At 62.6% G+C, this 21,467-nt stretch carries 23 protein-coding genes and 1 tRNA gene; 5 read left to right on the top strand and 19 right to left on the bottom strand.

Annotation, left to right across the window (positions count from 1 at the left end):
* Positions 1–77: 77 nt before the first annotated feature.
* The gene (locus CG471_RS22925) at positions 78–908 is read right to left on the bottom strand and encodes a sulfite exporter TauE/SafE family protein (RefSeq protein ID WP_004208288.1); all 831 of its coding nucleotides are present in this window, start codon (positions 906–908) and stop codon (positions 78–80) included.
* A 361-nt stretch (positions 909–1,269) separates the two neighbouring features.
* Entirely contained in the window at positions 1,270–2,385 is a 1,116-nt protein-coding gene (gene ald / locus CG471_RS22920) for an alanine dehydrogenase (protein ID WP_017498976.1), read from the bottom strand.
* 175 nt (positions 2,386–2,560) lie between these two features.
* Between ald and CG471_RS22915 the strand changes: the two genes are divergently transcribed.
* Positions 2,561–3,028, top strand: coding sequence for an Lrp/AsnC family transcriptional regulator (locus tag CG471_RS22915; protein WP_069338080.1), 468 nt, complete (start codon positions 2,561–2,563; stop codon positions 3,026–3,028).
* Here CG471_RS22915 and CG471_RS22910 read toward each other — a convergent pair.
* Positions 3,025–3,927 (bottom strand): peptidylprolyl isomerase, encoded by a 903-nt coding sequence (locus CG471_RS22910; protein ID WP_099233878.1) that lies wholly within the window; start codon positions 3,925–3,927, stop codon positions 3,025–3,027. The genes CG471_RS22915 and CG471_RS22910 overlap by 4 nt on opposite strands.
* Before the next feature lie 137 nt (positions 3,928–4,064).
* Between CG471_RS22910 and CG471_RS22905 the strand changes: the two genes are divergently transcribed.
* Positions 4,065–4,155: transfer RNA gene (locus CG471_RS22905), tRNA-Ser, on the top strand.
* A 134-nt stretch (positions 4,156–4,289) separates the two neighbouring features.
* Here CG471_RS22905 and CG471_RS22900 read toward each other — a convergent pair.
* The 16 genes from CG471_RS22900 to CG471_RS22825 all read right to left on the bottom strand — a co-directional run bounded on the left by CG471_RS22900 (position 4,290) and on the right by CG471_RS22825 (position 18,135).
* The gene (locus CG471_RS22900; RefSeq protein WP_143560262.1) at positions 4,290–4,724 is read right to left on the bottom strand and encodes a hypothetical protein; all 435 of its coding nucleotides are present in this window, start codon (positions 4,722–4,724) and stop codon (positions 4,290–4,292) included.
* An 857-nt stretch (positions 4,725–5,581) separates the two neighbouring features.
* Positions 5,582–6,016: a helix-turn-helix domain-containing protein gene (locus CG471_RS22895; RefSeq protein WP_099233876.1), complete on the bottom strand. Its 435-nt coding sequence runs from the start codon at positions 6,014–6,016 to the stop codon at positions 5,582–5,584.
* The gene (locus CG471_RS22890) at positions 6,016–6,228 is read right to left on the bottom strand and encodes a helix-turn-helix domain-containing protein (protein WP_099233875.1); all 213 of its coding nucleotides are present in this window, start codon (positions 6,226–6,228) and stop codon (positions 6,016–6,018) included. The genes CG471_RS22895 and CG471_RS22890 overlap by 1 nt, the downstream gene beginning before the upstream one ends.
* A gap of 287 nt (positions 6,229–6,515) precedes the next feature.
* Complete coding sequence (locus CG471_RS22885) at positions 6,516–7,679, bottom strand: integrase arm-type DNA-binding domain-containing protein (RefSeq protein ID WP_099233874.1); 1,164 nt, start codon at positions 7,677–7,679, stop codon at positions 6,516–6,518.
* 425 nt (positions 7,680–8,104) lie between these two features.
* Positions 8,105–9,337: an NAD(P)/FAD-dependent oxidoreductase gene (locus tag CG471_RS22880; RefSeq protein WP_099233873.1), complete on the bottom strand. Its 1,233-nt coding sequence runs from the start codon at positions 9,335–9,337 to the stop codon at positions 8,105–8,107.
* On the bottom strand, positions 9,337–10,539 hold the full coding sequence (pcaF, locus tag CG471_RS22875) for a 3-oxoadipyl-CoA thiolase (protein WP_099233872.1): 1,203 nt from the start codon (positions 10,537–10,539) through the stop codon (positions 9,337–9,339). Before pcaF ends, CG471_RS22880 begins: the two co-directional genes overlap by 1 nt.
* A 5-nt stretch (positions 10,540–10,544) precedes the next feature.
* The gene (pcaD, locus tag CG471_RS22870) at positions 10,545–11,315 is read right to left on the bottom strand and encodes a 3-oxoadipate enol-lactonase (RefSeq protein ID WP_099233871.1); all 771 of its coding nucleotides are present in this window, start codon (positions 11,313–11,315) and stop codon (positions 10,545–10,547) included.
* Between the two features lie 2 nt (positions 11,316–11,317).
* Entirely contained in the window at positions 11,318–11,635 is a 318-nt protein-coding gene (locus CG471_RS22865) for a 2Fe-2S iron-sulfur cluster-binding protein (RefSeq protein ID WP_017499287.1), read from the bottom strand.
* A 14-nt stretch (positions 11,636–11,649) separates the two neighbouring features.
* A complete protein-coding gene (locus tag CG471_RS22860; protein ID WP_099233870.1) occupies positions 11,650–12,297 on the bottom strand; it encodes a 3-oxoacid CoA-transferase subunit B in 648 nt (215 codons plus the stop codon).
* Positions 12,297–13,004 carry a CoA transferase subunit A gene (locus CG471_RS22855; protein ID WP_099233869.1) on the bottom strand — a complete coding sequence of 236 codons (708 nt, stop codon included), beginning with the start codon at positions 13,002–13,004 and terminating at the stop codon, positions 12,297–12,299. The genes CG471_RS22860 and CG471_RS22855 overlap by 1 nt, the downstream gene beginning before the upstream one ends.
* Before the next feature lie 13 nt (positions 13,005–13,017).
* Positions 13,018–13,803: a benzoate diol dehydrogenase BenD gene (gene benD / locus CG471_RS22850; protein WP_099233868.1), complete on the bottom strand. Its 786-nt coding sequence runs from the start codon at positions 13,801–13,803 to the stop codon at positions 13,018–13,020.
* A gap of 10 nt (positions 13,804–13,813) precedes the next feature.
* Positions 13,814–14,329, bottom strand: coding sequence for a benzoate 1,2-dioxygenase small subunit (benB, locus tag CG471_RS22845; protein ID WP_099233867.1), 516 nt, complete (start codon positions 14,327–14,329; stop codon positions 13,814–13,816).
* Positions 14,326–15,687, bottom strand: coding sequence for a Rieske 2Fe-2S domain-containing protein (locus CG471_RS22840; protein ID WP_037511897.1), 1,362 nt, complete (start codon positions 15,685–15,687; stop codon positions 14,326–14,328). Before CG471_RS22840 ends, benB begins: the two co-directional genes overlap by 4 nt.
* Positions 15,688–15,701: 14 nt before the next feature.
* On the bottom strand, positions 15,702–16,628 hold the full coding sequence (locus tag CG471_RS22835; RefSeq protein ID WP_099233866.1) for a dioxygenase: 927 nt from the start codon (positions 16,626–16,628) through the stop codon (positions 15,702–15,704).
* 38 nt (positions 16,629–16,666) lie between these two features.
* Positions 16,667–16,957 carry a muconolactone Delta-isomerase gene (gene catC, locus CG471_RS22830; RefSeq protein ID WP_037511893.1) on the bottom strand — a complete coding sequence of 97 codons (291 nt, stop codon included), beginning with the start codon at positions 16,955–16,957 and terminating at the stop codon, positions 16,667–16,669.
* 5 nt (positions 16,958–16,962) lie between these two features.
* The gene (locus CG471_RS22825; protein ID WP_099233865.1) at positions 16,963–18,135 is read right to left on the bottom strand and encodes a muconate/chloromuconate family cycloisomerase; all 1,173 of its coding nucleotides are present in this window, start codon (positions 18,133–18,135) and stop codon (positions 16,963–16,965) included.
* Between the two features lie 111 nt (positions 18,136–18,246).
* On the opposite strand from CG471_RS22825, the gene CG471_RS22820 reads away from it, so the two are divergent.
* The 3 genes from CG471_RS22820 to CG471_RS22810 all read left to right on the top strand — a co-directional run.
* Complete coding sequence (locus tag CG471_RS22820) at positions 18,247–19,170, top strand: LysR family transcriptional regulator (protein WP_099233864.1); 924 nt, start codon at positions 18,247–18,249, stop codon at positions 19,168–19,170.
* A 125-nt stretch (positions 19,171–19,295) separates the two neighbouring features.
* Positions 19,296–20,624, top strand: a complete 1,329-nt coding sequence (locus CG471_RS22815; RefSeq protein WP_099233863.1) for an aromatic acid/H+ symport family MFS transporter — start codon at positions 19,296–19,298, stop codon at positions 20,622–20,624.
* Between the two features lie 10 nt (positions 20,625–20,634).
* Positions 20,635–21,467: benzoate/H(+) symporter BenE family transporter (locus CG471_RS22810; protein ID WP_099233862.1), on the top strand; the 833-nt coding region annotated here is incomplete at its 3' end.

The raw sequence follows: 21,467 nt of genomic DNA, 5'->3' as shown, positions 1-21,467 counted from the left end.
TGTCATCCTGTCGGGCGGTTGGGCGGGGGAGCGGGCTGGTACCGGCTTTCTCAAACAGCCAGATTATCAGATCATTATCAGATCTTGAGCCCCGCGCGCAGCATCAGCGCGCCGATGATCAGCAGATAGACGCCGAAAATCTTCTTCAGCGGCCCGGCGGGCAGGCTATGGGCGGCGGCCACGCCCAGCGGCGCGGTCAGCATCGACATCGATGCGATCGCTATCGTCGCGGGGATGTTGATATAACCCAGCGAACCCCAGGGCAGGCCGCCTTCGCGGAAGCCGATGATGGCAAAGCCGATGGTGGTCGGGATGGCGATCAGCGTGCCGATGCCCGATGCGGTGGCGATGGCGCGGTGGATGGTGCGGCCGCACAGCGTCATCGTCATGATGGCAATGGTGCCGCCGCCGATGCCCAGCAGCGAGGAAAAGGTGCCCAACCCGCCTGCAATGCCGATGCGCGCCAGCCCCGACGGCATCTGGTCGCTGATCACCTTGCCGTTCAGCACCGGGATCAGGAAGTTGAGCGACATCAGGATGACGCCTGCGCCAAAGATCATCTTGAGCGTGCGGCCATCGACATGGCCCGCCAGCACGACGCCCGCGCCGCAGCCCAATATGATCCAGGGCGCCCATGTCTTGAGGACGTCGAACTCCACCGCCCCGCGCTTGGAATGCGCCAGCAGCGATCGGATGGAGGTCAGGATGATCGTCGCAGCCGACGTGCCGATCGCGACATGGGCGATGCCGTCCTTCGTCCCGCCCAGCAGCGGCAGCACGACCAGCAGCGCCGGCACGACGACGAAGCCACCGCCGATGCCGAAGATGCCGGCGGCAAAGCCGGCGAGCAGGCCGGCGGCCAGCATGGCAACCAGCGGCACGAGCCAGGTCATGATATCACCGGACATCAGCACGCCCCTTTCTGCAGTGCGCGACCGGCGCGCATGATGGAGCGATCGCCTTTTTGGATCAAGGCGGCGAATGTGGGGAAATCGACCATGATGTTAAACCATGCCTCTCTTCGGCGGAACCAGGATGCATGGGGGGCATGTGGTCATGTCCCCCTGCCCGACTAGACGAACGAGATCTTGGAACCCGCAAGAGAATCCATGGCGTTTATTTGACAATCGGGAAACAAAGCCCGGCGACGCGACGTCGCGCCGGACGAAAAATGGCGCAAAAATAAAAGGACGCCAGCCCCGCAAGGGAGGGCTGGCGTCCTTTTGCCCGGCGCCTGTCGGGGACGCCGGGAAACAGGGGGCGGCGCGATCAGGCGATCGCGTCTTCCGCCGGGGTGTAGGGCAGGCCCAGATCGTCGGCGACGGCCTTGTAGGTGACCTTGCCGTCCCAGACATTGAGGCCCGCGAGCAGGTGCGGATCGCGGCGCAGCGCGTCCTTCCAGCCCAGTTCGGCGATGCGCAGCGCGTGCGGCAGGGTCACGTTATTGAGCGCATAGGTGCTGGTGCGGGCGACCGCGCCGGGCATGTTGGCGACGCAATAATGGACGATGCCGTCGATAATGTAGGTCGGGTCGGCATGGGTGGTGGCATGGCTGGTTTCGAAGCAGCCGCCCTGGTCGATCGCGACGTCGACCAGCACCGCGCCCTTCTTCATGGTCTTGAGCATGTCGGCGCTGACCAGCTTGGGCGCGGCGGCGCCCGGAATCAGCACCGCGCCGATCACCAGATCCGCCTCGGCCACGCATTCGGCCAGGTTCGCGCGGTTCGAGAAGCGGGTCTTGGCCCGCGCCTCGAAATACATGCCGAGCTTTTCGAGCACTTCGGGATTGCGGTCGAGAATGGTGACGTCGGCGCCAAGGCCGGCCGCCATCTGCGCCGCGTTGAAGCCGACGACGCCGCCGCCGATCACGACGACCTTGGCCGGCAGCACGCCCGGCACGCCGCCCAGCAGCACGCCGCGGCCGCCATGCGCCTTTTCAAGGGCTGTGGCACCGGCCTGGATCGACATGCGGCCAGCGACCTGGCTCATGGGCTTCAGCAGCGGCAGGCCGCCGCTGGCATCGGTCACGGTTTCATAGGCGATGCAGGTCGCACCTGAGGCGATCAGGTCGCGGGTCTGCTCCGGATCGGGCGCGAGGTGGAGATAGGTGTAGAGGATCTGGCCGGGGCGCAGCATCGCGCGCTCGACGGCCTGGGGCTCCTTCACCTTGACGATCATCTCGGCGCGCGCAAACACTTCGGCCGCGGTGGCGATGATGGTGGCGCCGGCCCGCTCATAGAGCGCGTCATGCGCGCCGATGCCCTCACCCGCGCCGGTCTCGACCAGAACCTCATGGCCATGGGCCGTCAGTTCATGGACGCTCTCGGGGGTCAGGCCGACGCGATATTCGTGATTCTTGATTTCCTTGACGGTGCCGACGATCATGAGACGCTCTCCATTTTGCAGCGGGATGGCCCATCCTGAAAGGACAACGCAGCCCCGCCGGTTGTGGCCCCATCATATCGCCAAGCGGGTGGCGATTGTTCCCTGATTTGCGCTTGCGATCGCCCGCATGCAGGACGATATATCGCGAAATCTTATTTCATCGGGATGACATTGCATGGATCGGTTCGACATCGCGTTGCTGGAGGCGCTGCAGAGCGATTCCCGCCGGTCGATGAACGAGCTGGGCGAGCAGATCGGCCTCTCCTCCTCCGCCTGCCATCGTCGCATCCGCGCGCTGGAGGATGCCGGCATGATCGAGGGCTATGCCGCCCGGCTCGATCCGGCGGCGCTGGGCCTGACGCTCCAGGCCTTTGTCGAGATTTCCCTGACCAGCCAGAGCCGCGAAGCGATGGAACGGTTCGAGACCGCGGTCGCCGGCTTCCCGGAAATATTGGAATGCCATCTGATGGCGGGCCAGGCCGACTATCTTCTGCGGGTCGCCGCCGCCGACCTCAAGGGCTTCGACGCGGTCCATCGCGACTGCCTCGCCCGCCTGCCCGGCGTGTCGGCGATCCGCACCAGCTTCGCCATCCGCCGCATTCGCGACTGGCGCGGCTATCGACTGCGCGATCTTCCTCTTTAAGGCGCTAATCGAACCGGCACTGGCGCATTGCACAGGTCCACGCCACCCGCCGGCCGGTCGTAGAAATCATCCTTCCGGTTGGCGCGCAGCCGCAGATAGTCGGCGAAGCTGGCCGAGCCGGTATCCATCACCTCGACATGCGGCTGCTCCGCCTGCGGCAGATCGCTTGACAGCCGCACCGAGACGATCGGCAGCTTGCGCTCGGCATCGGTATAGAAGCCCAGATCACCACTGCCACGCGGCAGGCTGGTGAGCGCGGTCATCCCCTCGACGATGCGACCGACCACGGCGATGTTGCGATCGAGCTGGCGCGGCGCCTGACCGATCACGGTATAGAGTTCCGCCCCCGTGCCGGCATCGGGCGACATGTTGCGGCCGACGCCGATCATACCATAGCAGTGTGGCAGCCAGGCGGCGTCCCCCTCGATCGCCACCGGCCAGCCATCGATGAAGCCGGTCGCGCGCGCATAGGGATCGGGATAAGGCAGCGGCGTCAGCTTCGCCTTCATGCCCCCAAGTGGCTGGACATAGTCGGCCGGACTGGTCGGCGCGAGGCCGGCGGGCAGCGGCTTCTTCTCGGTCGCGTCGCCCCATTGGACGACATAATTGTCCTGCACCCGGTTGATGCTGGTGCCGTCCCACCAATGGGCGGCGGCGAGCGCGCGGATATTGGCGACATGGCGCGGACCGAATTGCGGCGCCAGCTGGATCAGCACGCGCTTGCCACCCTCGATCGTCATCACCAGCAAATCCTGCGCCGGGACGGCACGCCAGGCACTGGCCGGCGCCTGCGCCACGACTGCGCTGGGCGTGGCCGGCGGATCGGCCGCATCGGCAGCGGCAAGGGGCAGGATGGCGATGAAGGGCGCGAGCAGCGCGACACGGCGGCGAAGGGTCATGACGCGATCAAACAATTGCTGCGCAAGAAAGTAAAGCACCCCTTGCCTAGTGCGTTGTCGCGCGATAGGGAGCCGCCTCCAGTGCGATGGAATATGAACCCGATTCACGCCGCTTACAGCGACGATGGGGTTCCTGCGGAGCGGTGGCCGAGTGGTCGAAGGCGCTCGCCTGGAAAGTGAGTATACGTCAAAAGCGTATCGAGGGTTCGAATCCCTCCCGCTCCGCCATTTCTGAAGCCTATGAAGCTGAATTTACTGCATTAAATCTGAACATAGGCAGTTCAGCCCCACACCTGACCCCACATGACATAATGGTTTGCATTGGGTTCTCTGTGCGAGGCAGAAGCTGACCGGCAAAAGTTTTAGCGGCGCTTCATCGCAGGCCGCTGCTGCATGGCACTTTTGAGTGCTGCACCGATGTAATCGCAGACGTCGTTTTCGTTAGGCCGCCCTTTGGCCGCTTTACAGGCACTTCGCTGAGGACGGAATGTGTCCGGGCTAGTTACGTGGTCAGGCAGCGGGCAGCCATGCCCGCTCATTAGATTGACCAGCCTGTCTCCAGAAGTCACGTATCGTTCTTCAGTTTCCCTCTGCCGTTGCAGCCTACGAGAGATTATCGAACTGTCGCCTGCAACCTGAGCAAATCGCCTCTCAGAAATGGCATACTGCTGATCTGCATCATAGATCGCGCCGTAGGCGTCTTCGTTTAGCATGAAGTCTTGCATCAGCTTTTCACAGGCAGGATTTACCCCTGACGCGCTTTGAAGCATCAAGGACAGGGCAATAGCAATGGACATCTTGTTCCCCATGTTCACCGCGCCGCCCGACAGTCGGTACGGTTGATCGCACGTCGAACACAGGTGAACACGCGCCCTGCGTATTCCCCGATAGGGTATTTTATTCGGCAGGCCGCCCGACCGAAGTCGAGGACCTGTGTTCGTCCGCACGGTGCGGGTCGCTCCTACCGATCAAGATCGAAGTGACACGGCGATTTAGGCCAGAACGGCTGCGAAAAGCAAGCCGTCGGGAAGGGCAACACCTTCTATCAAGCTGAAAATTCTCAGCCTATTGCGATAGTCCCGGCAGGATTTCTGCATATTTTTTGGATATATCTGCAAATGATTTATCGCTATGCGCCCCATCAGAATCGAAGTCAGGAAAGATGCTTACTGATGAGTCGACCCCCACCAGGGGATCACTGCCAGCCAGTTAATTATGCCCCCTGCCCCGAAAAACAAATCGCGCTTTGTTATTTGTGGCGAGAGGTCGCACACTCTCGGATGTTATTAACCATGCCAGCACCGTTAGGCCGCCAGAGACTGATAGATATGTCAGAACCGATTGCTTCTATCTTTATCGCAGAACCTCGACCATAATATACCAAGATTTCATTTGGGCGGCCATCGGTCCGATACACATTTGCCCAATCCGGCATGTCTGACATCACAATGCAGCGCTCAACCTCACTCAAGCTTTTCTGACTTTTAAAAGTATACTTTGGAGGCTCGCTCATCGTTTTATTCAAACTTGCCGATAATGCGGGGCTGGAAAACCCGAAAAATATCAAAAATAATATTTTTCTCATTCGGTAAATCCACCAAAAGGATATTTCAGATAAAACTTCAAAGTATCGAAATTATCATCTTTCTCAGCATCACAGAGCAGCGCGAATATATATGCCAAGCACCTGACAAAGTCGCATTACTTTTCCGAACTGCGCCGTAGATTTGCCATTTTCGATTTCAGATACAAGCCTAAAGCCGACGCCTGCTTTTGTGGCGAGATCGGATTGACGGAGAGATAAATCTCGGCGCCGCAAGGCGATCAATTTGCCTAGCATCTTCATGTCCGTTGCATAGGCAAAGCGGTCATCCTCCACCTTTTGAAGCCAGCGATATTCCGCCATGCGTTGTGAAGCGGAAATGTTTTTGGTGAACGGAGTGAATTTATAGCCTTTTCCCGAAAGGGGTAACTCGGCAGTGCCGGTTGTTACCGGCGACAGGCCGACCGGATAATCGGCAACCTCGCCCTCTTTCCCGATCGGTAAATCAACCGTTTGAGGACTTCTTCTGCTCAAAGCGTCGGTCATTATGCGGCCTCCCTTGTCGAGAGCATGGAGTGAAGGTCGCTAGCGGCTATCAGTCTTCGCCGTCCAATTTTCTTGGATGGAAGCTGGCCACCGCTGATAAGGCTGTAGAGAGTAGTTCTTCCAAGACCAGTGATTTGCGCAGCTTCCGCAACGCTGTAAGCCAGCCGTATCGGTGATTTTTCAGCTGAATGAGATATACAGTTATCGGTCATTTTTTCGTCCTCCTGAGACCTATTTCTAGGCTTCGCATGAGGAGAAATCGCGTTTGTTTTCTTCGACTACCGGGTTGTCCGCAAGATATTTCCCTCTTGCATGGGCAGCAGGATTTCACCCTTATTATTTTTTCATTTTATCTTCACTACCGGGTAATTGTAATATTATTACAATATATCTATATATATTATTATATAGATATATATAAAGTTTATTATATATATAATTATATCAAATACCCGGTAGTGAAGATAAAAATAAAATTACCAGCCGATGAGTTCAGCGCTCATGGCGAGTGGAACATGGCATGATCGGCCCACCTCTCCATCAACACGCGCCGCTTATCCAGATAGTTCGTGCGTCGGTAGGCAGCTTCCACTTTGTTGGTGATCGTATGGGCCAACGCCTCCTCCGCAATCTCGCGGGGAATGTCAGTACATTCAGCCGCCCAAATTCGGAAGCTGGCCCGGAAGCCATGGACAGTCCATGAGCCAGACAAAGCATTGCGCAAGACCTTGAGCAAAGTCATGTCGCTCAAGAATTTACCCCCTGCGCCCGGAAACACTGGCTCTCCAAGCCCTCCCTTTCTCAATCCGGCAGAGATTTCCAAAATCTTTATCGCGGCTGGTGATAACGGTACGATATGCTCCCTCCTCGCTTTCATTCGCGACGCTGGAATAGTCCAAGTTTTCTTGCACAGATCAATTTCGTTCCACCTCGCACCACGTATCTCACCTGATCTTCCCGCTGTCAGGATGAGAAAGCGCAACGCCAACCGTCCGACCGTATCTATTTTTGCTAGTTCCCGCATGAGTGCAGGCACCTGATCATACGCCAAAGCGGCGAAATGCCCGTCGCTTTTGCGCTGCCTTACCAAGCCATGCCTGATAGAGCGCACCGGAGTTTCAGCTGGTCTAAAGCCTTTGGCATGTGCCCAATCAAGGACAGCTACTATGCGTTGTAGAACCCGACGTGCTGTTTCGGGTTTCCGTGTCCAGATTGGCACGAGCAAATCACGGACTGCTGGTGCAGTTATCTGATCCACCGGCAGCGATCCGATGGCTGGGTAGGCATAAGCCTCCAACGAAGATAACCATTGTGCGCAGTGTTTACCGTTACGCCACGAAGATTTTCGCTCATCATGAACCTCACGCGCAGCCTCGGTAAATGTTGGAATGGCCGCTGGGAGCTGCTGTGGAGCCTTTCGGGCGGTCGCGGGGTCAATTCCTGCTCTAACCTGCTTTCGGGCCTCCACGGCCCTCTCACGAGCCTCAGCAAGCCCAATCAATTTTCCAGACCCCAACCCGATGTCTCGCCGCTTGCCGTTTTGCTGGATACGTAGCTGCCATGAGCGCGCACCACTGTCTTTGACGACAAGCATCAGGCCGTCGCCATCCACGTGACGACCAACCTTTGCGCTTTTGACCTGTAGAGCCGTGAGTTTTCCCATTGTCTTTCCGATCCCACATTCAGCCCCACACTTGCTTCTGGCTCTGGGCGAACGTCAACGATCGTTCACGCGACCACCGGGTGATCCGCATAATAGATTGCTGGAATTTCGGTCGTCAGTGAATCTTCGCGAACAGCAGTTGAGCGGACTCCCGCTCCGCCAAATTTTCCCGACCAAATCCGATACGATGCCCAAATTCGCAATTTGACAAGAATTCAGGCGTCCGCCTGTTCTGCCCGCCCAGGCCTGCCTAGATCGATATATCTCGGGCCCATCAGGATAAAATTTGGAGGGATCGCACTGGCTGAAACAGTCGGCCACCAGGCAAAATCTAAATACACATCTTCGATTTTCGTAAATATAGCCTTAGATGGCCCGGAATTATTCGGACATCCAACGCCAATTTTACGAAATATATTCAATCTCTACACGTCAACAAGCGCCTTGAGTGCCGTATCGACATCTGCCAAATTCGCAATGTCAGGCCTGACTCCTGCCTCGACCAGCTTGCGACCCTGCACATAGTCCTTGACGCTGTTCACGCAGTCGAGCGCGATGACCTTGCCTTCCCTGAGATAGACGATCGAGAAGGCGCCGTCGGCGGGCGTGCCGCGCATCACCGTCTGGTCGAAACCTGCGTTTATCCCGGCGGTCTGGAGCTTGAGATCATATTGGTTCGACCAGAACCAGGGGAAGGCGCGATAGGGCCGTTCGTCACCACAGATCGCCTTCGCCACGCAGGTCGCCATGTCATTGGCATTCTGGACCGATTCCACCCGCATCACCTGCCCGCCGGCAAAGTCGCAGGCGAAGGCGGCGCAGTCGCCGATGGCATAGATGTCGGGCAGCGAGGTGCGGCATCCGGCATCGACATCGACGCCATTGACGCCCTTCGCCCCGGCACGGATCAGCGGCTCGACCGCCGGTATGATGCCAATACCCACGATCACCGCCTGCGCGGGGATGCGCTCGCCATCCGCCAGCCGCACCGCCGTCACCTGACCGTCCGCCCCCTCCAGGCAATCGACCCTGGCATCCAGGCGCAGGTCGACGCCATGGTCGCGATGGACCTGCTGGTAGAAGGCGGACAATTCTTCGCCTGCCACCCGCGCCAGCACGCGCGGCAATGCTTCCAGCAAAGTGACCTTGAGGCCCATCTTGCTCAGCACTGCGGCCGCCTCAAGTCCGATATAACCGCCGCCGATCACCACGATCTCGCGCTTGCCGGCATCGATTTCCGCCATCAGCGCGTCGCAGTCGGCGCGGGTCCGCACCGCATGCACGCCGGCCAGATCGGCGCCCGCGCAGGTCAGGCGGCGCGGATCGCCGCCGGTCGCCCAAATGAGCTTGCCATAGCCAAGGCTACGCCCGTCGGAGAGCGTCAGTTGCTTGCCGGCCGGATCGACCGCCGTCACTTCGGTGCCGAGCAGGAAGTTCACATCCTTTTCCGCCCAGAAAGCGGCCGGCCGGATCAGCAGCCGCTCGAACGCCTTTTCCCGCGCGAAATAATCCTTCGACAGCGGCGGCCGCTCATAGGGATATTCCGGCTCGCGGCCGACCACCGCGATGGTCCCGGCAAAGCCGTTCTGGCGCAGCGCGATCGCGCATTGCGCCCCGCCATGGCCGGCCCCGACGATGACGATATCTGCGCGGTCCATCACACCCGCTCCAGCAGCACGGCGAGGCCCTGGCCCACGCCGATGCACATGAAGGCCAGCGCATGGCGCCCGCCGGTCCGATGCAGTTCCTCGACCGCCGACAGCGCGATGCGCGCGCCCGACATGCCGAGCGGATGGCCGAGCGCAATCGCGCCGCCATTGGGATTGACGCGCGGGTCGAAGGGATCGACGGCCAGGTCGCGCAGTGTGGCGATCGCCTGGCTGGCAAAGGCCTCATTGAGTTCGATCACGTCGAGTTGATCGACGGTCATGCCGTTGCGGGCGAGCAGCTTGCGCGCCGCCTCGATCGGACCGGCGCCCATGATGCGGGGCGCGATGCCGGCCGCCGCCATGCCGATCACCCGAGCACGCGGCGTCAGCCCGTGCGTCACCGCAGCCGCTTCCGACGCGACCAGCATCGCCGCTGCGCCGTCATTCAGGCCCGACGCATTGCCCGCCGTCACCGTGCCGTCGGCCTTCACCACGGGCTTCAGCTTCGCCAGCGCCGCGAGGCTGGTGGCGCGCAGATGCTCGTCCGCCTCGAACAGCAGCGGATCGCCCTTCTTCTGCGGGATCGAGACCGGCACGATCTCGGCAGCGAAGCGCCCGTTCGCCTGCGCGCGTGCGGCTTTTTCCTGGCTGGCCAGGGCAAAGCGATCCTGCTCCTCGCGGCTGATGCCCCATTGTTCCGCGACATTCTCGCCGGTCTGGGGCATGGTATCGACGCCATAGGCGGCCTGCATCGCCGGATTGATGAAGCGCCAGCCGAGCGTCGTGTCTTCAATCTTCTGGTCGCGGCCAAAGGCGCTGCCGGCCTTGCCCAGCACATAGGGCGCGCGGGTCATGCTCTCGGCGCCACCGGCGATCAGGAAATCGGCGTCGCCGCTGCGGATCGCCTGCGCCGCCATGCCCAGCGCGTTGAGGCCCGAGCTGCAAAGCCGATTGACGGTCACGCCCGGCACGGCCTCGCCCATGCCCGCCAGCAGCACCGCCATGCGCGCGACGTTGCGATTATCCTCGCCCGCCTGATTGGCGCAGCCCAGGATCACATCGTCCAGCGCCGACCAGTCGGCCTGTGCATTGCGCGCCATCAGCGCCTTGAGCGGCAGCGCCGCCAGATCGTCGGCGCGAATGGTCGCCAGCGATCCGTTGAGCTTGCCGATCGGGGTGCGGACGGCATCGCAGATGAAGGCCTGTGCCATATGTCTCAGCTTTCCAGGAAAGAGGTGATGACACCCGCCAGCGCCTCGGGCGCTTCGAGCGGGGCCAGATGCGCGGCTTCCAGCGCCACATGCGCCGCGCCTGGGATGCGGGCGACCAGATGCTCGCCATGCCCCGCATAGGGTGTCGATGTGTCGCGGGTGCCGGTCACGACCAGGGTCGGACAGGCGATGCCGCCGATCCGGTCGGCCAGATCCATGTCGCGGATCGCCGCGCCGCAGCCGGCATAGCCCTGCGCATCCATCGTCAGCAGCTGACGGCGCACCGCTTCATAGAGGGCCGGCTCGGCGGCGTCGGACAGGAAACGGCCCATGGCAAGATCGGCGATGGCGGCCATGCCCTCGCCCCGCACCTTGGCGATACGATCGTTCCAGGACGCGCTGTCCATCGTCGCGGAGGTGCAGATCGGCAGAAGCTTGTTGATCCGCTCCGGCGCGCGCAGCGCCAGTTCCATGCCGATCATGCCGCCCAGCGAGACGCCTGCCACAGAGAAGCGATCGAAGCCGGCCGCATCGGCCGCCGCCAGCACATCGTCGGCCAGCATGGCGAGCGCATAATCACCCGGCTCTGCGATCGAAGCGCCATGGCCGCGCGCATCGATCCGCAGCACAGCGTAGCGATCACGCAGATGGGGCAGCACGCCGTCCCACAAATCCATGTAGGTGCCGATGCTGTTCAGCAGCACCAGCGCGGGCGCATAATCGCGCCCGTCACGCTTCCAGTAGAGAGTGGCGCCGGCGCGCTGGATGAAGGCCATGCTCAATCCTCCGGCGCGATGGCGACGCGCAGCCCGTCGAGCGCGGCCGTCATCATGATCTGGCAGGACAGGCGCGACCGATCGCCGCGATGATCGGAGGAATCGAGCAGATCATCCTCGTCGCCGCTGGCCGCACCGACCGCGCCGGTCCATGCCTCGTCCACGAAGACGTGGCAGGTGGCGCAGGAACAGCAGCCGCCGCACAAGGCGAGCAGTTCGTCAAAGCCATTGTCGCGAATGGCCTCCATCACGGAGACGCCCTCACGGGCATCAATGGTCGTTTCGTCCCCCGCGCGGTTGACGACGATCAGATTGGGCACGGTAAATTCCAGTCTTATGCGTTTTCGAGGATCGCCAGCGGCGCGCCGGTCTTCTCGACGACTTCGGCTTCGGTCACGCCCGGCGCCAGTTCGACAAGGGTGAGGCCGCCCTTCGCCCGATCGACGGCGATCACGGCGAGGTCGGTGATGATGAGGTCGACCACCGCCTTGCCGGTGAGCGGCAGGGTGCAAGCGTCGAGGATCTTGGGGCTGCCATTTTTCGACACATGGTCCATCACCACGACCACCCGCTTGACGCCCGCGACCAGATCCATCGCGCCGCCCATGCCCTTCACCATCTTGCCGGGGATGGTCCAGTTGGCGAGGTCGCCATTGGCGGCCACCTCCATCGCGCCCAGCACCGCCATGTCGATATGGCCGCCCCGGATCATCGCGAAACTGTCCGCCGAGGAGAAGAAGCTGCTGGTCGGCAGCGCAGTGATCGTCTGTTTGCCGGCGTTGATCAGGTCCGGGTCCGCCTCGTCCGCAAACGGGAAGGGCCCGATGCCGAGCATGCCATTCTCGCTCTGCAGCGTCACATTGACGCCGTCGGGCACATGGTTCGCCACCAGAGTCGGGATGCCAATGCCGAGGTTCACATAATAGCCGTCGCGCAGTTCCTTCGCGGCGCGCGCCGCCATCTCGTCGCGGGTCCAGCCCATTATGCGGCCTCCCTTTCGCGGACGGTCAACTTTTCGATCCGCTTCTCGTTGATGGTGGAGAGGACGATGCGATCGACATAGATGCCGGGCGTGTGGATGCAGTCGGGGTCAAAGCTGCCTTCGGGCACGATTTCCTCGACCTCCACCACCGTGACCTTGCCGGCGGTCGCCATGTTCGGGTTGAAGTTGCGCGCGGTCTTGCGGAACATCAGGTTGCCCGCCGGGTCGGCGCGCCACGCCTTGATGATCGACAGGTCCGCGCGCAGCCAGGTTTCGCGGACATAGTCCTCGCCCTCGAAATTCTCGACCGGCTTGCCCTCGGCCACCACCGTGCCGACGCCAGTCTTGGTATAGAAGGCCGGGATGCCGGCGCCCCCAGCGCGGATGCGCTCGGCCAGCGTCCCCTGCGGGTTCAGCTCCAGCTCCAGCTCGCCCGACAGATACTGGCTTTCGAACAGCTTGTTCTCCCCCACATAGGAAGAGATCATCTTCCGCACCTGCCGGCTTTCCAGCAGCATCCACAGGCCAAAGCCGTCGGCGCCGGCATTGTTGGAAATGACGGTCAGATCCTTGACGCCGCTCGCCCGGATTTCCGGGATCAGGCTTTCGGGGTTGCCGGACAGGCCGAAGCCGCCCGACATGATCGTCATCCCGTCGAACAACAGGCCTTCCAGTGCGACCCGAGGGCTGTCGTAGATTTTCTGCATGTCTTCAGTCCCTTCAGCCGATATCGCCGCCCGCAACGGGCAAGACCGATCCGGTCACATAGCTGGCCTCGTCGGAGGCGAGGAAAAGGATGGGGGCAATCTGCTCGTCCAGCGTGCCGTAGCGCTTCATGAAGGCCGACGACGTCACCTGCGCCACCGCCTCGGCCATCCAGGCCTGTTCTTGGCGGTTGTCGCCCTCGGCATTGCGCGGCACGCGGCGCGGCGGTGCGCTGGTGCCGCCGGGCGCGGTTGCGACGACGCGGATGCCGCTCTCGGCATATTCCATCGCCAGTGCTTGCGTGAGGCCATTGATCCCGCCCTTGGCCGCCGAATAGGGCACGCGGCGGATGCCGCGCGTGGCGTTGGACGACAGGTTGACGATCGTCCCCGCACCCTGCTCCAGCATCGCGGGCAGGACCGCATGGCAGCAATAAAGGGTCGGCATCAGCGAGCGACGGATTTCCGCATCGATCTGATCCGGCTCGAACTGCGCATAGGGCCGCATGCGGATCGCGCCGCCGACATTGTTGATGAGGATGTCGATGCGCCCGAACGCCGCGATTGCCGCCGCAATCGCCTGCGCCGCACCTGCATAGGTCTCAAGGTCGCAGGTGACCGAAATCGCCTTGCCGCCCGCCGCCACGATCGCCTGCTCGACATCGGTCACGAAGTCCGCCCGGTCGACCAGCACGAGGCTGGCGCCTTCGGCCGCGGCACGGGTGGCGACGCCGGCACCGATGCCCTGCGCCGCGCCGGTCACGACCATCACCTTGCCGGCAAAGCGTCCCTGGAAGATCATCGCCCGCCCCTCAGATATGATAGACGTCGATGACCTGATGAATATAGTCGTCCTTGAGGACGATCGTCTTCTTCAGGATCTTCGGCGCCGCGCCGCTGATGTCCAGCGTGACGAAACTGGTTCCGAAAAACTGCTGCGTCTTCTGGTAGCGATGGCTCATCGTGTGCCAGTTGTAGCGCAGGTCGATCGCATCGCTCCGCGTCTCGATCACCTCGATATTCGCCAGGAAGTGCGAGGTACGTGCCTCCGGCGTGCTCGCCGACGACCGTTCGGTCTTCAAGCGATAGACGCGATCCTCCAGCCCCTTGCGGTTGCCATAATAGATCAGCGAGATTTCGCTGTGCGGATCGGTGGTCAGCGCATCATCGTCGGTCCAGGCCGGCATCCAATATTCGCACTGTTCCGAATAGCGTTCGAGCCATTCGTCCAGTTCGCGATCGTCGAGCAGCCGTGCCTCGCGATAGAGAAAGGCGCAGATATCCTGATAGGAGAGCGCCGCACGCTCCGTGTCGAGAACCAGTGTCATTCTGCGGCCTCCATCATCGGCGCACCGGCTTCGCGGGCCATGCCGTCGAGCATGATCTGCGCCCAGAATTCATGCTGACGCACGAACAGCCCTTCATCCTCGCTCCGCTCGCTCGACAGCAGCGGGTTCATCCCCATCGCCGTCGCATTGCTGTCCGGCCCGGCGATCCAGCGGGTCGCGCCGCGGCTCAAGTCATTCCACAATTCGCCCGCGCCCTCATAGGCCGACTGGCAGCTGCGGAATTCCTCCAGATCGTCGGGCGTACCCATGCCGGTGACGTTGAAGAAATCTTCGTACTGGCGGATGCGGTGCGCCCGGTCCTCCGCGCTCTCGCCCTTGGGGGCGTAGCAATAGATGGTGACTTCGGTCGTATGCACGTCGATCGGGCGGACGACACGGATCTGGGTCGAAAACTGGTCCATCAGGAAGACATTGGGATAGAGCGCCAGATTGCGCGTCTGCTCCAGAATGAAGCGGGCCTTGTCCTCGCCCAGTCGCTCGACCAGCTGGTCCTTGTAATTCCAGACCGGCCGGACCTCGGGATTCAGCACCTGGGTCCAGAGCAGGATATGGCCATGCTCGAAGCCATAGACGCCGCTTGCCGGCGCCTTCGACCAGCCATTGGCGTCGACCGCCTTGGTCCCGCCCTCGGCGCGGCGGCCCATGGTCGACTGGTAATTTTCATGGACCGAACTGACATGATAGCCGTCGCAGCCATTTTCCATCTGCATCTTCCAGTTGCCATGGAAGGTGTAGGTGGAATTGCCGGTCAGCACCTCCAGACCCTCGGGCGCCTGATCGACCATCTGGTCGATGATGACCTTGGCCTCGCCCAGATGATCCTCCAGCGGCAGGACATCATGGTTCAGGGAACCGAAGATGAAGCCGCGATAGCTTTCGACCCGGACCTTGGTCAGGTCGTGCGACCCTTCATGATCGAAACTGTCGGGATAGGCGCCGGTACTGGCATCCTTGGCGCGCAGCAGCTTGCCGTCGGTCTTGAAACTCCAGCCATGGAAGGGGCAGACGAAGAGCGGCTGGTTGCCGCGCTTGCGGCGGCACAGCTTGGCGCCGCGATGGGCGCAGGCATTGACCACGCAATTGAGCCCGCCATCCTTGGCCCGCGTCAGGATCACCGGCGTATGGCCGATCCAGGTGGTGAAATAGTCGTTCTTTTTCTCGACCTGGCTCTCATGGGCCAGATAGACCCAGTTGCTCTCGAAGATATATTTCATCTCCAGATCGAACAGTTCCGGGTCGGTGAAGACGTCGCGGCGGCAGCGGAAGATGCCGGTTTCCGGATCGTCCACGACCGCCGTTTCAACACGGTCGCGCAGGAAAGCCATGGGGCTGGTCATGATCCTCTCTCCTCTCAGGCCGGTTCTGCGACCGGTTCGACGGCATCCACCACCAGGCGCTTGCGGGTCGAGAAGGCCTCGTCGCCCTCATCGTCCGCGCGCTGCAGATGGAAATCGAAGGCGATATGCGCGCTGTCGCCCTGGCGGTTGGGCACCGGCAGCAGCCCTTCGCGGGTGCCAAAGGCGAAATCGTCGGCCGCGAATGGATCGTCACCGAAATTGATCTGCGTGGTCAGGCGGCGATAGCCCGGCGCCTCGATGAAGAAATGCACATGGGCGGGACGATTGCCGTGCCGGCCGAGCGCCTTCATCAGCGTGTCGGACGCGCCGCCCGGCGGCACCGAATAGCCGTTGGGCATCTTCGACGAGAAGGCATAGGTGCCGTCCGCCGCGATCTTGAGGCGACGGCGATTGTTGAACGGCGTCTGATCATGGGTCGGGTCGAAGTGCGAATAGAAGCCGTGCGAGTCCGCATGCCAGACATGGACCAGCCCGTCCGTCACCGCCTCGCCATCCGGGCCGATGATGCGGCCGGTCATGTAGAGCGTGTCGGTATCGTCGGCATCGTCGGTCAGATAGGCGCCGCTCTCGACGATCGGCGCGCCCTCGACATAGAGCGGCCCTTCGATCGTGCGCGGGGTGCCGCCCGACTTGCCGGCCTCGGCATCCTTGGCATCCATGTAGAGATCGATGAAATGCTCCAGGCCGACGCCCGGCATCAACAGGCCCAGTTCGCCCGCGCCCGCCGCGCCCTGCAGGAAGTTGACGGCATTCCAAACCTCGTCCTCGCTGACGTCATAGCGGGCGATGACAGTCATGCAGGATTGGATCAGGTCGCGAACGATGCCCTTCATGCGGGCGTTGCCACCGTCGCAGTCCAGCCCCGCGACACGGTCGAGCAGGTTCTGGATTTCCGGTGTTTCTACGAAGCTGGTACCCATATTTTTCTCTCCTAAGCTTTGCGGTCTGTGTCGGACGATCAGCGATCATCCTCATGGATCGAGGACGGATGGCGGCAGAGCGGCGTGATCTTCATCGTCATGAAGGGGTAGAGCGGCAGCGCCATCAGCGTGTCGTGCAGGGCGGCATTGCTCTCGACATCGAAGATCGAGACGTTGGAATAGAGGCCGACCTTGCGCCAGATATGGCGCCAGGTGCCGGCCGCCTGCAGCGTCTGGAAATAGGCCTTTTCCGCCGCCTTGATCCGGGCGGCTTCCGCCGCATCGAAATCCAGCGGGATGTTGACGTCCATTTCGACCATGAACAGCATGGGTTTCAGGCTCCTGCGGTAACGGCGTGAAGGGTGGGCCCACCGACAACCGAAGCTGTGCGATCGCGCCGGAAGAAGGCGAGCTTGTCCTCGTCAAAGGCGATGCCCAGGCCCGGCCCGGTCGGCACGGCCAGCGAGAAGTCGGCATAGCCGAGCGGATCGCGCAATATGTCCTCGGTCTGGAGCAGCGGACCGAACAATTCGGTGCCCCAGGCGAGGTCCGGCAGGGTGGCGAAGACATGGGCCGACGCGACGGTACCGACCCCGCCCTCCAGCATCGTGCCGCCATAAAGGCCGATGCCGGCCGCCGTGCCGATCGCGGCGACGTCGGCCGCTGCGAACAGGCCGCCCGACTGGGCGATCTTGAGCGCGAAGACGCCGGCGGCATGGGCCGAGGCAATCCGCATCGCGCTGCGCGGGCCATTCAGTGCCTCATCCGCCATCAGCGGCACAGGCTGGTTCTTCGACAGGCGCGCCATCGCGGCGATCGCGTCGCCGGCGATCGGCTGCTCGACCAGGTCGCAGCCGACATCATGCAGCATGGCCATGCCGATCTTGGCCTGCGCCTCCGACCAGTTCTGATTGACGTCGACGCGCACGCTGGCGCGGTCGCCCAGCGCCTTGCAGATGGCGCCGACATGGGCGACGTCGTCGCGCACTTCGCGCTTGCCGATCTTCAGCTTGAAGATGCGGTGGCGCCGGCGGTCGAGCATCTCCTCGCCCTCGGCAATGTCGCGCGCGGTATCGCCACTGGCCAGCGTCCAGGCGACGGGCAGGCTGTCGCGCACCCGGCCACCGCCGATCAGTTCGGACACGGGGATGCCCAGCCGCTTGCCGGCCATGTCGAGCAGCGCGGTTTCGACCGCGCATTTGGCGAAATGATTGCCGCGCACGCAGCGGGCGACCTTGGCCATGGTCGCGCCGACCTGCGCCAGGTCGCAGGTTTCCAGGACGGGGACGATATAGGTGTCGATCGCCGACTTGATGCTTTCGGGGCTTTCCTCGCCATAGCTGAGGCCGCCGATCGTGGTGCCCTCACCAACCCCCTCGATACCGTCGGCATCGGTCAGGCGGACGATCACCATCGATTGGGCGTGCATGGTCGCCATGGCCAGCACATGCGGGCGGATCGTCGGCACATCGACGATGAAGGTATCGGCGTGGCTCAATCCAGCCATTGCGGCGACTCTCCCAAATGCTTACGTTTCATGGGATAGCTATGCCTCGTCCGCGCCGGTTTCAAAGATCAATGCGGTCAAGGGGCCATACTCTGGAGGTATAAGTCAGTGATGGACCTGCGCCTCTTGCGCTATTTCGTGGCAGTGGCCGACGAAGGCAATTTCAACCGCGCCGCCGACCGGCTGCATATTGCCCAGCCGCCTTTGTCCCGCGCGATCCAGCAACTGGAGGCGCATGTCGGCGCGCCTCTGCTCGACCGCGCCAGCCGTCCGCTGCGACTGACCGATGTCGGACGCCTGCTCCATGCCCAGGCGCTGCAGTTGCTGGCGCGGATGGAGGATGTCGAGACGATGGTGAAGACCGCCACCACCAGCCAGCGCCGCCGGCTGGTGATCGGCTTCGTCGCCTCGACCATCTATGCCCGCCTGCCCGAACTGATCCGCGAATTTCGCAAGGTCGCCGACAATGTCAAGCTGGTGATGGTGGAAAGCACCACCCTGGAACAAATTGCCGCATTGAAGGACGGGCGCATCGATGTCGGCTTCGGCCGCATCCGGTTCGAGGATCCTGCCGTCCGTCGAATCATCCTGCGCAATGAGAAGATGGTCGCCGCCTTCCCGATGGACCATCCGCTGGCCCGCGGCGAAGGACCGATCTCGATCCGCGACCTCGCCGAAGAGCCGCAGATCATCTACCCGCGCGCGCCACGCCCCAGCTATGCCGACCAGGTCATATCACTGTTCCGCGACCATGCGATCGAACCGCGCATCGTCCATGAAGCGCGCGAACTGCAGATCGCCATCGGGCTGGTCGCCGCGCAGGAGGGGATGGCGATCGTCCCCGAATCGGTCCATCGCGCCCGCAGCCACGATGTCGCCTTTCGCGACCTGGTCGAGCCGGCCACCTCCCCGATCATCATGAGCCACCGCCCCGGCGACCGTTCACCCGAACTGGCACTGATGGCGTCGGTGATCGCGCGCCAATATGCGCAATGGGGCTATGAGGTGCCGGCCGCCCTGACCGAGGAGCTTTGAAGCCACCCAACCGCCCACCATACCCGTAGCGTATTTCAACGGGACTTAATTGGTATTTGGCGCCACCCTGCATGTCCTTCACTTTCCCGGTAAATCATACCCATCAATAAGGGAGAGGAATCGATATGCAGGGTATCGATATAAATCGTCACATCGACGAAGCCAGGTTCGGAAACCTACATCTCAAGATCATCATTGCTTGTGCCATCCTGCTTATAGTCGATGGCTATGACGTCTTCATTTACGGCGTCGTCCTTCCGCAGTTGATGGACCAATGGGGACTTAGCGCCCCACAGGCCGGGTCGCTTGCCAGTTGGGCCTTGTTCGGCATGATGTCGGGGGCGCTCTTCTTCGGTCCTCTGGGCGACCGGATCGGCCGCAAGACCTGCATCACCATCTGTTTCGCGCTGTTCAGCGCCGCCACTTTCGTCAACGGCTTTGCCACGACCCCGACCATGTTCGGCGTGCTGCGCTTTCTTGCCGGCCTTGGCTGTGGCGGGCTGATGCCCAATGCGGTCGCACTGACCAATGAATATGCGCCCAAGCGGATGCGCAGCACACTCGTCGCGCTGATGTTCAGCGGCTATGCCGTGGGCGGCATGGCGGCGGCGGGCCTGGGTATCTGGCTGCTGCCGCTGTTCGGCTGGCAGGCGATGTTCTTCGCGGCCGCCGTGCCGCTCATCCTCCTGCCGCTCGTCCTGCGCGGCCTGCCGGAATCGGCCGGCTTCCTCGTCCGTCAGGGGCGCCAGGAACAGGCCCGCGCCATCCTCCAGCGGCTGTCGCCCGGCCAGCGCCTCGACGGCCCGCTGCTCCAGCCGCAGGGCGTTGCCGCCAAAACCAGCATCGCCGCCCTTTTTCAGCATAATCGCACGCTCGGCACGCTGTCGATGTGGCTCTGCTTCTTCTGCTGCCTGCTCATGGTCTATGCGCTTGGCTCCTGGCTGCCGCAGCTGATGCGCAGCGCCGGATACAGCCTCGGGTCCAGCCTGTCCTTCCTGCTGGCACTCAATTTCGGTGGCATGTTCGGCGCGATCGCCGGCGGACGCCTGGCGGACCGCTTCGGCCTGCCCCAGGTGGTCATCGCCTATTTCCTGCTCGGCGCAATCTGCATCAGCCTGCTCGGCCTCAACGGGCCGATGCCGATCCTCTATCTGCTGATCTTCGTTGCCGGCGCCGGCACCACCGGCACGCAGATATTGCTCTATGCCAGCGTCGCCGATTTCTATGACCTGTCGGTCCGCTCGACCGGCCTTGGCTGGGCATCGGGCATGGGCCGGGTCGGCGCGATCGTCGGGCCGATGCTGGGCGGCGTACTGCTCGCGGCGCAACTGCCGATGACGCTCAACTTCGTCGCCTTCGCCATTCCGGGCCTCGTCTCGGTGCTGGCCACCCTGGTCTTCATGCTGAGCCGTCGCCAGCAGGTTGCCCGAGAAAACTACGCCCTGGCGGCGTGATCGGACCATCATGACTGCAAGCCAGACGGGCTGGATCCCGGCGATCATCGCCGGGATCATCGCCACCACCATATCCTATGCCGGCCCGCTGGTGATCATCTTCCAGGCGGCGCAGGGCCTCGAACCGGCCCTCGTCGCCTCCTGGATCTGGGCGATCTCGATCGGCAGCGGCATCCTGGGCATCGTGCTCAGCTGGCGCTGGCGCGTGCCGATCGTCATCGCCTGGTCGGCGCCGGGATCAGCGCTGCTGGTGACGATGCTGCCGCAGACCGATTTCGCGACCGCAATCGGCGCCTATATCATCGCCAATCTCGCGGTCCTGCTGGTCGGCCTGTCGGGCGCCTTCGACCGGTTGATGCAGCGGCTGCCCGCCGCGATCACCGCCGCGATGCTGGCCGGCATATTATTTCGTTTCGTTATCGATATGATTGGCGCCGTGCCGTCCGCGCCGCTGATGCTGATCGCGATGATCGCCGCCTTCTTCGCCGGCCGCGTGCTGGCGCCGCGCTATGCCGTGGTCGCGGTGCTGGTGACCGGCGTCGCCATCACCGCGTTCAGCGGCGGCCTGTCCGGATCGATCGGCACGCCGCACCTGACCATGCCGGTCTGGACCACCCCGCGCTTCGACTGGGCCGCCACCGCCAGCATCGCCGTGCCGCTGGCGGTGGTCGCGCTGACCGGTCAGTTCCTGCCCGGCATCGCCGTGCTGCGCGCCGCCGGTTATGACCAGCCCGCCGCCCGGCCGATCGTCTCGACCAGCGCCATCGCCTCGATCGCGCTGGCGCCGTTCGGCTGCCATGGCCTCAACCTCGCCGCCTTCACCGCCGCCATCTGCCTTGGCCC

Source organism: Sphingobium sp. IP1 (assembly GCF_002708645.1).
GTDB lineage: Bacteria > Pseudomonadota > Alphaproteobacteria > Sphingomonadales > Sphingomonadaceae > Sphingobium > Sphingobium yanoikuyae.
Note: the sequence above shows the minus strand (reverse complement) of the source record. Positions and strands in the feature narration are given on the sequence as shown.